The following is a 13,759-nucleotide window of genomic DNA, read 5'->3' as shown; positions in this document are numbered from 1 at the left end:
GCCGGCATCGACGTGCGTTTTTTTGCACGCCACTTCGGAATCGGCAGGCTGCCACCGTGATGTCGTTTTACCTTTCCAACACGAGAACCCACGTTCGCAAAGCGCGAAGACGGGATCGACGGGCGAACGCACGTCGACCGCCCGGACGCGATGAGGCAGCGCGCAAGTCCATCGAGGCCTTTGTCGCGAGGCGACGTCGAACGATCGAAATCAACCGAAAGGAAACGTCATGCCGATCAGCAATAACACGCAAGTACGGTCATCATCGCTCGACCTCACGCGCAACGACACGCAGCCCGCGCCGGCCGCGCGCCAACGAAGCGCATCGATGACCGGCCCGCGCCCCTCCGGCGGCGCATTGCTCGGCGCGCTGAGCAACGCACCCGCGTTGCCGGCGCACACCGGCACCGATGCACCGGCGCCGGCAGGACCGCTTTCAACGACATCGCAACCGGCCGGGACGGCGCAGCCGCCCTCCCCGCCGCTGCCGGCACCGTTGCCGGTCAGGCGCAACTCGCTGCCCGCGCGCGCGTCATCGCCGTCAGGCGCCGCGATCGGCCGCCCGGGTGGAGGCTCACGGTCGCTGCCCGGTTCGGGCAAGCTCGGCGCTAAACGTGCAGCCCTGGGAGACGACACGGTGTCGCTGCTCAACTTGTCGGCGGGCGGGCAGTCGAGCGAAGAATTGCCCGTACACGAGGAACCGCAGCCGCACACGCCCGCATCGCAGCACGACAGTGCGACGCCCGTTCGACATCAGGAGCCGATGGAAACGAACGCTGTCGGCAAGCAACCGGCCACGTCGAGTTCGAGCAGCCCGGTGCCGCACGATAAGGACACCACAGAATCTTCCAAGGCCACCACGAGCGACATCGAGCAGAAAACCGTGACGACGCACGCTGCGAGCCGCAGCGATCGGCCCGAGTCGCCCCCGCCGGCGAGCCCGGCGCTGCTCCACCGCGCCGCATCGGACGCTTCCTCATCCGGTTCGTCGAGCCCCGTCCTCGATCAACATAAACCTGCGCTCGGAAACGCTGTTTTCGATCCCCACGGAAAGGCTGGCACTTCTTCTGGCATGCCGCCGCAAGACAAACCGCTGCCGGCGAAAGACGCTTTCACGATGCTCTCCCACCCGAAGGCATCATCGTCGAGCCTGCCCGAGACATCTTCGTCGCCCGACGGACACGACACGGCACGGAGCCCTCTCTCCCCGAATCCGGCCCGCTTCTCGGCACCTGACCTCGTCGCGCCCGACATCGATATTCACGATAACGAAAGCATGAACGAAGAAACCGTTCCGCGTTCGTCGTTCCGGGTCGCGTCGGAAACCCGCACGCCGGCCCCCGCCGGCACATCGGCGACCGCTGAGATCTCGGCGGCCGCGGAGACCGAGGAAGCACGTCCGGCATCGGCCGCGGCGAGCACACCGGCGGTCGCGGCAACCGGACACGGAGTTCCGAGCTCGGCCTCCTCGATCATCCACAACCTGTCGACCGCGGTGTCCCGGCCGGGGCAGATCCAGACGTTCATCTCGAACGTCGGCGACATGCTGACCCGGAACCCGTACGGCGCCGCGCAACCGCTCAAAGGGTGGACGGCCAACCTCGTCAACGCGTTCAGTCATGAATTCGCCGCAACCGGCGGCGCCACGCTGTTCCGCGAGCTGTGCTCGATGGCGACCGAAGCAGTCCTCGAGAAGACCGGCGCCGGTCCCGAAACACGCGGCGTCATCACGGCCTCGCTGTTCACGGCGGCGGCGATGGGCAACCTGGCCGCGATGTTGCACAAGTATCACACCGGCGCCGCGGACAAGAAGACCTACGCGGGCCACGGTGCGCAGATCATCTCGCTGATCGCGACGGTGGCCGCCGCTGCCTATACCGGCAAGAACGACGAGGGCAACGGGCATCTCGGGCAGCTCGCCGGCATACTGCCCAGCGCGATCAAATCGTACGCATACCTGGCGCGCGACGTGATCAATGTGTTCCACCCGCTCGAAGGCAATCACGACGCGGGCTACGAGCGTCCCGTCAGAGCCCAGATGCTCAACGGCGTCGCGTATTTCGGGAACCAGTTCGCCGTGAACACCGCGCAGGCCAGCTCGAAATGGTCGGCCCCGTCCTACGTCGACAGCCTCGTTCACCACACGAAGACCGGCGCATCGATCAAAGGCCTGTTCAGCTATTCGGCGGCGAATGTCGCCGGCGAGGGGCTGGATGCGATCGGCGGACGCGTGGCGTCGGAAGTCTCGACGCACGGCTTCACGGGCAAGGCGCTCGACGAGCTGAAGACGCTGCGCCTGAGCTGGGGCAAGCTCGACACCTCCGAAACCAGCCTGGCCAGGCAACTCGTGGACAAGGCGTCCGGCGCGGGAATCGCGCGTCTGAGCCTGTTCCTCACCCTTTATGCCGCGATCGCCACGGTCAGTCCCGCCGTGGAGGGTAGAGGCGATTGGTCCCCCGGCACCAAGAACTTGGTGGAAAACGCGTTGGGCGCACTGCTCATCATCGGCGGATGCCTGTCGTTTGCCGCGAGCACGTCGAGCCCGTCGAACCGGTCGAACGACGGGCGAGCGGTCGACGCCAACAACGCGGCGGAACTGGGCGTGATGCGTCGCACGACCGCCTGACCACGCGGGCCGCGCCGAGCAAGCGCAACGACGAAGGTTCGCGCAGGCGGCCGCACCGGTGGCGCGGCGGCTCGCCTGCTGCAGGCCGCTTGCACCGGCATCGCGGCCGCCACCCCGTTCGGCAGTGCAGCAGTTCGGCAATCCGCCAACGACTTCGCATCCGTCAACGCGCTGTAAGCGCGGGGCAATAAATTAGGTTTCGCAGGCGGCCGCTATCGGGCCTCCATCGGCAGTTGATGAATACCGTCATTCTCACGCGGAGAAAATCATGTCCACCACAGCAGTGCAAGGCTATAACGCCGGCTATCTGAACGGCATCGACGATGTCGGCGACACCGGCGGCACGAACGAATCGCAGCTCGCACAACTGCTCGAGTTGCTCATCGAAGAAATCAAGGCGATTCTCGATCCCTCCAGCCAGAATTCAGGCGATGCGGGTGGTGTGGGCGGCATCGGCGGCGGTACGCCTTCGTACTCGGCGCCGCCCGCCTATGCCGGCGGTGGCGGCGCCGCACCCGCTGGCGCGAGTGGCGGCGGTGGCGGCCAGGGCGGTGGCGGCGCGTCGCCGGGAATAGGCGGCGGTGGAAGCGGTGGAAGCGGTGGCGGCGGCAACACGCTGCCCAATGTATCGGGCGGCGACGCCGCGCACGCCATCGCACAGGATCTCAAATCGCGCTACGGCCTGACCGACGCGCAGGTAGCCGGCGTGCTCGGTAACCTGCAGCAGGAAAGCGGGCTGCAAGGCAACGTCAATCAAGGCGGAGCGACAGGCGCGCCCTCCGGCAACTTCGCGGACGACAACGCCAACGGTTGGGGTCTTGCGCAATGGGGCGGCACGCGCAAACAAGGCGAAATCAACTATGCGAAGGAGCACGGGCTCGACCCGGGCAGCCTCGAAGCCAACATCGGCTTCATGAATCAGGAGCTCGACACGACGTACAGCAAGACGATCACGGACATCAAGCAGACGACGACGGCGGAACAAGCGGCACTGGTCTGGGACAAGGACTACGAACAGGCCACCGATCCGCAAATGGAAAACCGTAACAAGTACGCCGAACAATTCCTCGCGCAAGATCTCTGAACGCGAACGTGTCCGCCCCCCTCGGGGGCGTTTGAAGCTCGCACGATCCCGTCCGATGTCCGGGCGGGATTTTTTTGCCGGTCATTTTCCGCCGCGCGAAAACACCGCTCGTCGGCAATGCACGGACTACCCGGATTGGAGGGAAACGACTCGGCGGGCTCGCCGAGCGGGGCCGAAGGCCCCGGGCGCGGCCATCAGTTTCTTTCGAGCAGGCGCCGCATGGCAACGCGCACGTAGGGATCGGTACTGTCCTCGTGTGCCGTCGCATAGCCATGCCACGACGGATCGTCGAGGACTTTCAGACAGATTGCCTTCAGTTCGGGCGCGCGATCGTCGGGCAATCCGTTCACGATCTGCCACGCGTCGTGCGGACGCCCGCGCACCAATGCGATCGTCACGGCAAACACGTGCACCTCGCGCGTTTCGGGGTAGACATCGTGCATGCGCGCCAGCAGCGCCTCGGCCTCGTCCAGCTCGTTGGCCTCGATATGCTCGATGATCGCCTGCGCGATGGCCGGCGCATCGGCCGGCAGTTCGGTAAGAAGCTCCATCATGCTTGTCACCGTCCGCATCAGGCTGCGCCAGTGCCTGACGTCAGCGTTCGCACCGCCTCCTTGCCGCCCGCCAATGCGAGTGCGGTCGCGGCGCCCTCCGGCGTCAGGTTTTCCGCGAGCGCCGTACCGCCCTCGAGCGCCTCGAGCCCACCCTTCGCAATGGCCCCCGCCCCCGCAAGGGCTTCCTTCGGATTGCCGCTCAGCAGCCCCTTGCCGAACGTCGCCGCGCCGTGCAGCGCGTTGCCGACACCATGGAGGACATCCCCGGCAGCCTTGGTGACATCCCCGACTACGCCTTTCACAATATTGCCGATGAAGCTCATTCGTTTTCTCCTTGATCGTGAACGAAGCGCGCGTTCGATGAAACGCGCGAAACCGAACCGCGTGAAGCCGGCTCTCGTTCCAATCTAATGAATGCTGATGCGAAAGCGTTCGCGCGCGCGAAGCCGCACCGCGAAAACCGAATGAGCGATACCCGCGAGACGGCTCGGCGGTATGCCGCCGCGAACCTGCTTCGCCAATCCGAACGATGCTTCGCGCGCTTCACGGGAGTGTCACGGCCGGCCTCCACAGTGCAGTCCATCTTGTCTCCTGGTTCGAGAACATCATGGCGCCTCCACCCAAGATCGAGTTCCGGTCGCATGCGATCGAATCCGCCTCCCTCACCCGCACGGCGAGTGACCCCGGCCCCTCCACGGGAGCGAAACCCGCGCCGGTGCCGACCCGGCGCGCGAGTGCCGGTGCGCTCATCGAAGAACTCGGCAGCCTCGGCAAGCGCCCGTGCGCGGAAAGTCTGCCCGCCGCGCCCGCTGCTCCCGAGCCCGCAGCGGCTATCGCGCCGCAGAAGCCCGGTGTGGACGACATCGGCGCATTCGTGCCGGGTGCCGGCGGCAAAGGCCGACGCTTCGCCGATTTCGCGCACGCGATGGGCGTCAACCGCAAAGGCATGACGTTGACGGCCTTCGCCGCCAAGCGGCCCGCGAAAGACGGCCTGAACGGCGTATCGACGGCGGCGCACGGACAGTTCGGCTACGACGCGGCGCCCGCCACCGACCTCGTGAACGCGCTGGCCTCGGGCTCGAACGCCGCCGCCGCGCATTCGATCCATAGCCGTTACGAAAACAAGGTCAAGGCGATGCTCGCCGCCGACGTCGAACGCTTCGAGCATCCCGAAAAATGCCCGCCCGGCGCGCCGATGCTCAACCAGGTCGACAATCTGCTTCTGACGAAAAACAGCAACGGAGAATGGCAATACGACAAGGGCAAGCTCTCGCGCATTGCGCGAGACGACGTGCATCCGCTCACGCAGCATGCCCGCGACGTGTTGACCGCCATGAGCATCGCGGAGAACAAGGGCAAACAGCGTAACGGCGCGCTCTACCAGTCGGTCACGTCCGCCATCGGTCTGACGGCAAGCGGGCTGCTCGTAGGCGGCTCGCACGGCGCGCTGGCACCGCTCGCGGCGTCCGGGCACCTGACCAACGCGGTCAAGGAAGCGCTCGATCTGAAGAAGCCGTTTGTCGAAGGACGGCAAAACCTGCGCAATGCGAAGGCCGCCACGATCCAGCGCTACGTCGACACGGTATTGGCCCCGCACGACTACACGGGTCAGACGCACGACGAGCGCCTGCGCGCGGCGCTGCAATCGAGCCGCGCGAAGATCGACGATCTGCGCGCCATGGTGGGGCGGCCTGGGGACGAAGGCCTGCCTGCCGACTTGCGCAGCGCGCAGGCGCAGGCGGGTATCTATGCGTCGCTCTATGACGATGCACGCCGCTACGCCAACAGCACGATGTCGTTCGGCAAGCGCTTGATCTCGGGCATGCACGCTGAAGACAAGGCGAAGGTACACAAGGATGCCGAGCGCGACATCGTGGTCAAGCACATTCTTTCGATGGTCACCAGGAGCATCGGGCGTCTCGATCCAGCGTCGCTTGCGGCGCTCGCGGGTGCCGACATGGCGGTCGATGCATCCGGTTCGCAGCGCGCCAGGCAGGCGCTCGCGGTCGTGGCCAACCATCCGCGCGCGAGCCGCAATCAGGATCTGATCGCCGCGCACACGCTGCTGACGGACAGCGGCATTCCGAAGGGCGAAGCGGCACTGCTGCTTTCGCAGCTTGCACGCGCGCAGCGCGAAAAACCGCAAGAGGCGCCGGCGCCGCGCGATACATCGGCATCCAGCCGGAGCGCCGCACCGCTGACCGAAAGCGAGCGGCTCAAACAGATCGCCAACATCATCGGGCAGCCCGGCCTCACGGCAAGCGCCGCCAAGACGGCGGAGGACGCCATCAAGAAAAACCTCGGGCTGAGGTCCTGACGCGCGGCGCGGCGTAACGCGTAATAGCGACGCCCTCGCCGCGGCGCGCAGCCGGCGATTTATTTGCCGGTTCGCGGCACGCGGCGAAACTTCGGAATGCGCAGGTTGTTCTCCACCGTGCGCGCTTACCGTGAGGCGGGGTGGCCGTCGGCCGTCATCGCCGTCCGTGCCGCCATGACCTTCATCGCGAAAGGGAGAATCGATCATGCGATTCGCGTTCGCCGGCTTCGATCGCTGGCGTGTCGTGTTCGACGCGTTCGTTGCCGCCGGCTGGGAGCCTGTGGCGCTCTACTCGATTCCGGTCGACAACCGGCTCGACTTCAATAGCGAACTCGTCGAGCGCGCGGACAAGCTGCGCATTCCGGTGCAGTTGTCACGCATCGACGAAGACGATCTGCGCCAGCTTGCCGAACGGCAATGCGACGCACTGATCGTGGCCGGCTACAACTGGAAGATTCCGGCGTGGCAGCCGTATCTGCGCCATGCGGCGAACTTCCATCCGTCACCGCTGCCCGACGGGCGCGGCCCGTACCCGGCCATGCGCGCCATCCTCGAGGGGCGGCGCGAGTGGGGCGTCAGTTGTCATCGAATCGATGCCGATTTCGATACCGGGGAGATCGTCGATTCCGAATGCTTTCCGCTCGATGCCGACGAATGGCACGAGACGCTGCAGCTGAAGCTGCAGATGGCCGCCCATCGGCTGGCCACGCGCGTGGCCCGCGACTTCGATCGGCTTTGGAGCGAACGGCGTCCGCAGGGTGCAAGCAGCTACTGGCCGCGCGTTGCCGATGCCGAGCGCACGATCGATTTCGCGCAGCCCGTGGCCGAAGTGATGCGCGTCGTGCGGGCCTGCGGGAACGTCGAATCGATCGCGCCGCTCTTCGGCACGACCGTCCACGTGCGGCGCGCCACCGGCTGGCAGGAAGCACACACGTACGAGCCCGGGCAGATCGTGCATCAGTACCGGCGCTGGGTCGTGGTGGCCGCGCAGGACGGCTTCGTCGCGTTGCTCGAATGGAGCCCTCTGAATGCGTCCCTTCGTCAGCAGATGGAGGGCTGAATCGGGACATCGGTTGCGCCGGTAAACGACGAAGCGGCCGCGCTGCGGTGTTTTGCAGCGCGGCCGCCGATTGTCCGTGATTGTCGCTTCCCTGCAGCCCCCGATCGGCGGCTGCTCGGGTCGCCGATCGGGATGATCGCCGGAACTGCCGACGACGTTACTTCGTGCTGACGCCGGCGATCGTACCCGTGTGAATGCCGGTGATGTTCTCGAAGGCAACCGCGGCGCGCGTCTTGCCCGGCGTCAGCACGTTCGCGCCGCCCAACGCATCCGAAAGCGCGTTGCTCGCCTCGTGGCTGATCTTGCCACCGCCATGCGCGTTCGCCGTTTGCTGCAGTTGTGCGCCGATCGCCGCCGCATCCGACTGGCTCAGCTTGCCCGACTTCACCGCGTTGGCGAGCGTCTTCGCTGCTGCGTTGCCGTCGCCGTGCGACAACGCGCTTTCCATGGCCTGGAAGTCGGCGCCGTCCTGCGCGTTGAAGTTGGCCAGCGCCTTGCCTTCATCGGCCATCTGCAGCGGCTTGCCGTCCTTCACGAGGTCGCCCGTACCGGGTGTGAAGCCTGCCGTCGCACCCGTTGTCGGCAAGCCGCCCGTCGTCGGCAGCGTGGTGGTGTTCGCCGGAACACCGCCCGTGCCAGGCAAGCCGCCGGTCGTCCCCGGCTGCCCCGCCACGCCGCCCGCGCCGCCCGTTGCGTTGCCCGCCGCGCCGAGCCCGCCTTGCGCCGCCCATTGGAAATTGCCGACCCCGGACTTGCCGTCGGTGCCCGCGACGTCATGCGTCTCGATCTGCTGGTAGGCACCCGGGTTCGCGAGCATCGTCTGCGCCGCTTGCTGCACCGTGGGAGGCGTGCCGCCGTCGGCGTTCGTCGCGAGTTTGTACATCGTGTTCGGGTCCGACGCGCTGATGCCATGCTGCCCCATGTACGAGGCCAGCACGCCCGCCGCGTTTTGCACCGTCATCCCCCCGGTGCCGCCCGGCATGGCGCCTGCGCCCCCCATGCCGCCGGGCGCCCCGCCTACACCGCCGGGCGTCGCCCCCACACCGCCGGGCATTGCGCCCGCGCCGCCACCGGGCATGCCGCCGGCTTGCCCGTTCTGCCCGGTCTGCATCTGCTTGAGCAACTGGCTGATGAGGCCGATGAGATCCTTGAGCACGTCCTGCGTCGAGCTCGTCGACGCGCCGTTGGTCAGCCGCTGCAGGTAGCTCGCCGGATCGGTGGGATAGGTAGTCAGACTCGGAGTGTTCAGATTCATGATGTTTTCTTCCTGTCGGGTAAGTGTTTGCGTGACCGTCAGTACTACGAGGCAAAGTCAGTCTAGGTTGCTGTCGCTACTACAAGCGCACCGACGCGAAGGCTGCAATCGAAATGCGAATCGCCCGGAGCGCGGAAAACGTGAAAGCGGATGCTCATGCGCGGACCCACGTCATCGACGCGGAGAATCCGCTGTTGTCGGCCGGCACGCCGTGCGTGCTCGCCGGTGCGTCGGCGGACGCAGGCGCTCGAACGCTGGCGTCGAGCTTTGCCGCACGCTCGAGCAGACGCGCGCCGATCTTCGCACCCTCGATGCTTTCGCGCTGTTCGGCCGCGCTGAGCGCATAGCTGTGCCACAGCGGGTCTTCGAGGCCGAACAGACACACCGCCATCAGTGCGGTATGAAGCCCGGAGCGCTTCGCTTCGGTGTCGTCGTCTTCAAGCACGCGGCGCGCGTCGCCCCATGCCTGGCGCCGGACGTAGCGCCACGCGGCGACCGTCCCCGCCCCGGGCCACTTGGGCCGAAGCACGCGGATCGCTTCGAGGAGATCCTCGAAGTCGGCTTCGTCGTCGAGCTGCGAGGCCGTCCACAGCACCTTGGTTAGGCCGCCGGCAATCTCATCCCTGCATCCTGTGTAAGTCACGATGTCCTCGTCTGCTGGAGTGCTGCAATCAAAAAGCGCACGGCGGCGCCGTGCATAGCCGTGCCGCGCTTGCTGCCGGCTCGTGCGGTGGGCGTCCCCTGGCGGTTAGTCTCTTGTATCGGGTCGGCTTTCGCCGACGCGATGCGAACGGAACGATCGGGATGCGAAGAGAGAACGGAGAAGAAAACCGACCACGGCGATAGGATCGATCGGTGCGATACGCCGGATCGGTCGCCGTGTATCGAAAGGCGGGGATTTGCTGCCCGGCGTCGAAGAAGACCCGCGATCGGTCGATGCGGCCCCGGCGACCGATGCAGCGTCCGCAGGCAATCGGCTCATAAAATGGGGCGATCACCACAGACAGGAGGCGCTGCCCATGACCCATCGATCGACGAATCGAAACGCTGGATTGCGCTGGTCGTCCCCTGCCTGGGCGTCCCGATGGTCGTGCTCGGCACCGCGATCGTGAACGCTCGCAGCCCGCCGGGGCCGTTGCTCCGGTTCACGGATGAACGCTGGCGGTCCTTCCTTCCCCAGGAAGCGCCGGACGACGCTTGACGTGCGAACGCTTCTTCGAGCGTGGCAACACGAGTTGCAGGCGATCGACGTACCGCGCCGGATTCACGCCGGTACGATGGCCCATGCCTGTTTCGGCATCGAGTATTGCAGGACGTCTACGGAAGATGTCGGAATACGCGGGAACCCTTGACTGGCGGAAGGCAGCCGACTACAACCATCGCTCGCGAAGACCCGCCAGGTAAGACTCCCGCAGTTGCAGATAGCCTCCTACCCACAATCCTACCCATATTTGGCTGGGCGGCGATCCCATATGTGCCGCAAAGCCACATGCCAGCTATATCTGGTTCTGTTCGCCATCCAAAACGGCCCAGTATGCGTCCAGTTCGCACCCCAATTTCGAAGGCCGAATGGTTGCGATCCGGCGACGCCGTTGCGGCCAAACTTCGTTATATCGTCTATCAACGCGTTGCATCAGCTCTTCGTCGATTTAGCGTCAACCGATCCTTGGAGCGAGACCGGTAGCATCAGGACGATCATGTGCAGCACAAGCGGCACGAGCACTCCGTCATCGACAATGCCAAGTATCGGTATCGCGAAATTAAACGGCTCGATCGCGTACAACGTAACAAGGCCGAGCGTGGGGATCAGCCAACTGGGGCGGTCCGGATGACCGAGTGCGAGCCGTAGCACGCGCAAGTCGCGTCGCGCAGTCTTCCAAAGCATGAGCAAGCGTTTCATTCGACGTTTCTCCGAACCCCGGTAGGTCGTCCTTTCAACGACGCCTTGATTACTGGATTTTTACTTCACTGATCGCAAACTCCCCATCGCATCAAGCGCAAGCGCCTGTACGCTGAACCGTTGCCCAGCGCCTGCGCGCCCAGTTCTCTCACGCTGACTTCGATGAGGAGCTCACACCAGGAAGATGCTATCAGTCCGTTCCGTGCTTTGGCGATCTCGGACCATACAGCAAGCCGTTCGGCGGCCCAGCCGACAAGAGTCGGTTGCTCGTCAATGCCGCAACAGCATGGCCTTCATCCGACAACGAGTGCGCGACCTGCTTGACAGCGGCCTGGACCAGCACGCCGACAATCCCGAATGCGCCGACGTTGACGTTGTTGCCCATCTCCTTGCCGGTCGCTCGCCCGTTGCCCTGCCAAAGCACATCGCCGCTCTTCAGATCAACGAGCTTTGCCGATGCCGCGACTACGGTCGTACTATCGATGACCTGATAGACGGAGCCATACTTGGTCACCTTGGTATACAGCGCAGCGTCTGCACCAAAGATTTCGCGCAACTTTGCAGGTGATGTTCCCTGGATGTCAGCGGCGGTCGTCAAACCGTTTTGCTTGAAGGTTTCATCCATCACGGCAACCGGCACGACGTAGTATCCAGCTTCGGCGAGCGGTTGAGTCATCTGTGACAGCATGCCGTAGGTTGCCGTGACATCGTTGGTCTCGTTCAACGGCGGCAGTACGAGAATCGAGCGCGGCTGACTTTTCTTGAAAGCCGTGTAGTCAGGACGCTTCGCGGGTTGCGCGCACGCGCTCAATAGCGCGACAATCGACAGCACGGACAGCAGCTTCAACGAAATTTTTTTGAACATAGCGCGCGTTACTGTTGAGCGGTTTTCTGTTGGACGGGCTTCTTCTTCATCAGGAAGTCCATGTAGGCCGTGGACTCCGGGAACAATTGCTTCTCGGTCTGGAATTCCTGCCCAGCGCGTTGTCCGTCGCCTATGCCCGCATAAAGCATCCCGAGATGAGCATGGAAGCCCGGTGGCGGTGTGTTGCCCTTCGCGCGGATTTCCTGAAGCGCCTTTTCAAGCGCGTCGATCTGTTCTTGCGGCGACGTCTTGCCCTTGAAGTACTCGTACACCTGCGGTTGATAGCCGTTCCACTGATACAGCGGCGGCGTGGTCTGCGCCGCACATCCCGCAAGCAGCAAGACCGCCACAGTCAGCGGCAACCCCATACTTCGTTTCATAGTTCTTTCCTATTCTTACGCGAATCAAATTGAATTCGTAACGATCACTGCGCCGCCTTGAGCCCGCCCGCGTCCACCTGCTCAACGAGGTGGTTGACTGCCTCCTGAATCGCAAGGTCGAGCACCTTGCCGTTCAAGGTCGAGTCATAGCTGGCGGTACCGCCGAAGCCGATGATTTCGCGGTTCGAGAGACTGTATTCGCCGGCACCCTGGCTCGATGCAACGACTTCCGACGTCGTCGTATTGACGATGTTCAGATTGACCTTCGCATACGCGACTTGCGTCTTGCCCTGGCCGAGAATGCCGAACAATTGGTGATCGCCAACGTCCTTGCGGCCGAACTCGGTCACGTCACCGGTCACGACATAGTTCGCACCCTTCACGGCCTGCGCCTTCTTCATGAAGCCGGCCTCCTGCTTGATCTCGTCCAGGTTCTCGCGATCAAGCACGTTGAAGCGGTGACTTTGCTGCAGGCGTGTGACCAGGATCGTCTTTGCTTGTCCACCGAGTCGGTCGATCCCGTCCGAGAAAATGCCGCGCATATAGCTCGAGCGGTTATCGAACTTGCCAACCGCAATCGCAACTGGCTTGCCGGCATAAGGCCTCTGTGCGCTGCTGACGGTCGGCACGTCGAGCGTGCGCGACGACTCAGTCGCACAGCCGCTCAATCCCATAACCACCGTCGCAGCAGCGATCACCGATACACGAAAACTAGTGGATACTTTCAAATCTAAACTCCTCGTTAAACCAAAGATGATGCCAAGTCATTGCGTGATGGCCCCTAGCCACATCGCAATGCGCCTCGTAGACTGAAACTCGACTATCACGCCATTAGCAACGTGTTGTCATTTTTTCAGACGAACGACATACAGACCAGAATCTTGCGCATTCGCGCTCAGGCTGTAGTTCGGCGCCGTCGCGTACGACGCACCCTGCGTCAGCTGCTTATAGGTCACCGTCCCACCGGACACGTCGGCGAATTCAATGACCGGCGGGTTCGGATTCGGAACGGTATTGGTCGTGAAATTCAGCGTCAGTGTCGAGGATGCCATCGCGTGCAGATCACCCGAAGATTTCACCTCGTAGATGTAGTCCGCGCTCACGCCGGCCGGCACCGGATCGGGCTTGCCCAGGCAGATAGTCAGGTCGCCAGTTTGGCCGCTTGCAGGTGTCTTGACCGTCAGCGTCGCAATACCATCGTCGGTCGTCAGGTTCAGGTTGGCGTTCGCGATGACGCTGTTGTTCGACAGACTGAGTTTCTTGTACGTCGTCGGACAGGAAAACACCGACGCCGTAGTTTGCGAAGTCGAGCTGGTCGAATTCCCCGACGACGCGTTACCGCCGCCGCTGCCACCATCGCCACCACCACACGCTGCGAGCAAAACCGCCGTACCCATAAGACCAACCAGGGCCAATTTATTTTTCATTTTTACTCCGCAATTATTAAATATGCCTAAATAAAACAATACAACCCATCTGTTCGGATCGGCCCAAGTCTCCCAGTATGGTTCTACGTAAAAAGGCGCGGCGAAACCGCTTGCCGCGCAAAGCATTTAGACCCGGAGGGAGGAGTCTAAGCGCGACCAATCAAACTCAAAACCTCAATCGAATACCAGCCGTCGCTTCCGCTTCACGGTAATGCGTGGTTCGGCAGCAGGTTCGGGCATAGGCTCGAGTGTGGGCTGCTGGACGTCCATCTGTCGCGCCTTCTCCATCGC

At 63.9% G+C, this 13,759-nt stretch carries 13 protein-coding genes; 4 read left to right on the top strand and 9 right to left on the bottom strand.

Annotated features, from left to right (window positions below; genetic code table 11):
* Nucleotides 1-229: 229 nt before the first annotated feature.
* Together BSE24067_RS03515 and BSE24067_RS03510 are read left to right on the top strand one after the other, a co-directional pair.
* On the top strand, nt 230-2,626 hold the full coding sequence (locus BSE24067_RS03515; protein WP_244130450.1) for a hypothetical protein: 2,397 nt from the start codon (nt 230-232) through the stop codon (nt 2,624-2,626).
* A 268-nt stretch (nt 2,627-2,894) separates the two neighbouring features.
* The gene (locus BSE24067_RS03510) at nt 2,895-3,710 is read left to right on the top strand and encodes a phage tail tip lysozyme (protein WP_170297383.1); all 816 of its coding nucleotides are present in this window, start codon (nt 2,895-2,897) and stop codon (nt 3,708-3,710) included.
* A gap of 194 nt (nt 3,711-3,904) precedes the next feature.
* On the opposite strand, the gene BSE24067_RS03505 is transcribed toward BSE24067_RS03510, so the two are convergent.
* Together BSE24067_RS03505 and BSE24067_RS03500 are read right to left on the bottom strand one after the other, a co-directional pair.
* Nucleotides 3,905-4,264: an HrpB1 family type III secretion system apparatus protein gene (locus tag BSE24067_RS03505; protein ID WP_151062291.1), complete on the bottom strand. Its 360-nt coding sequence runs from the start codon at nt 4,262-4,264 to the stop codon at nt 3,905-3,907.
* Nucleotides 4,265-4,281: 17 nt separating this feature from the next.
* Nucleotides 4,282-4,587 carry a hypothetical protein gene (locus BSE24067_RS03500; protein ID WP_151062292.1) on the bottom strand — a complete coding sequence of 102 codons (306 nt, stop codon included), beginning with the start codon at nt 4,585-4,587 and terminating at the stop codon, nt 4,282-4,284.
* 284 nt (nt 4,588-4,871) lie between these two features.
* Between BSE24067_RS03500 and BSE24067_RS03495 the strand changes: the two genes are divergently transcribed.
* Together BSE24067_RS03495 and BSE24067_RS03490 are read left to right on the top strand one after the other, a co-directional pair.
* The gene (locus tag BSE24067_RS03495) at nt 4,872-6,581 is read left to right on the top strand and encodes a hypothetical protein (RefSeq protein WP_151062293.1); all 1,710 of its coding nucleotides are present in this window, start codon (nt 4,872-4,874) and stop codon (nt 6,579-6,581) included.
* A 205-nt stretch (nt 6,582-6,786) separates the two neighbouring features.
* On the top strand, nt 6,787-7,641 hold the full coding sequence (locus BSE24067_RS03490; RefSeq protein ID WP_151062294.1) for a methionyl-tRNA formyltransferase: 855 nt from the start codon (nt 6,787-6,789) through the stop codon (nt 7,639-7,641).
* A gap of 157 nt (nt 7,642-7,798) precedes the next feature.
* Here BSE24067_RS03490 and BSE24067_RS03485 read toward each other — a convergent pair whose 3' ends face one another.
* The 7 genes from BSE24067_RS03485 to BSE24067_RS32315 form a co-directional block, all read right to left on the bottom strand.
* Complete coding sequence (locus tag BSE24067_RS03485; protein ID WP_170297384.1) at nt 7,799-8,896, bottom strand: hypothetical protein; 1,098 nt, start codon at nt 8,894-8,896, stop codon at nt 7,799-7,801.
* A 154-nt stretch (nt 8,897-9,050) separates the two neighbouring features.
* Entirely contained in the window at nt 9,051-9,539 is a 489-nt protein-coding gene (locus tag BSE24067_RS03480; protein ID WP_151062296.1) for an HrpB1 family type III secretion system apparatus protein, read from the bottom strand.
* 990 nt (nt 9,540-10,529) lie between these two features.
* Nucleotides 10,530-10,796 (bottom strand): YkvA family protein, encoded by a 267-nt coding sequence (locus BSE24067_RS03475; protein WP_151062297.1) that lies wholly within the window; start codon nt 10,794-10,796, stop codon nt 10,530-10,532.
* 190 nt (nt 10,797-10,986) lie between these two features.
* Complete coding sequence (locus BSE24067_RS03470) at nt 10,987-11,661, bottom strand: DUF799 domain-containing protein (RefSeq protein WP_151062298.1); 675 nt, start codon at nt 11,659-11,661, stop codon at nt 10,987-10,989.
* Nucleotides 11,662-11,669: 8 nt separating this feature from the next.
* Nucleotides 11,670-12,041, bottom strand: a complete 372-nt coding sequence (locus BSE24067_RS03465; protein ID WP_151062299.1) for a DUF4810 domain-containing protein — start codon at nt 12,039-12,041, stop codon at nt 11,670-11,672.
* Nucleotides 12,042-12,085: 44 nt separating this feature from the next.
* Nucleotides 12,086-12,715 carry a CsgG/HfaB family protein gene (locus BSE24067_RS03460; protein WP_151062492.1) on the bottom strand — a complete coding sequence of 210 codons (630 nt, stop codon included), beginning with the start codon at nt 12,713-12,715 and terminating at the stop codon, nt 12,086-12,088.
* A gap of 171 nt (nt 12,716-12,886) precedes the next feature.
* Complete coding sequence (locus BSE24067_RS32315; RefSeq protein ID WP_244130451.1) at nt 12,887-13,468, bottom strand: hypothetical protein; 582 nt, start codon at nt 13,466-13,468, stop codon at nt 12,887-12,889.
* Nucleotides 13,469-13,759 lie beyond the last annotated feature (291 nt).

Source organism: Burkholderia latens, from assembly GCF_902499045.1.
Classification (GTDB): domain Bacteria; phylum Pseudomonadota; class Gammaproteobacteria; order Burkholderiales; family Burkholderiaceae; genus Burkholderia; species Burkholderia latens.
This window is presented reverse-complemented; position numbering and strand designations above follow the sequence as displayed.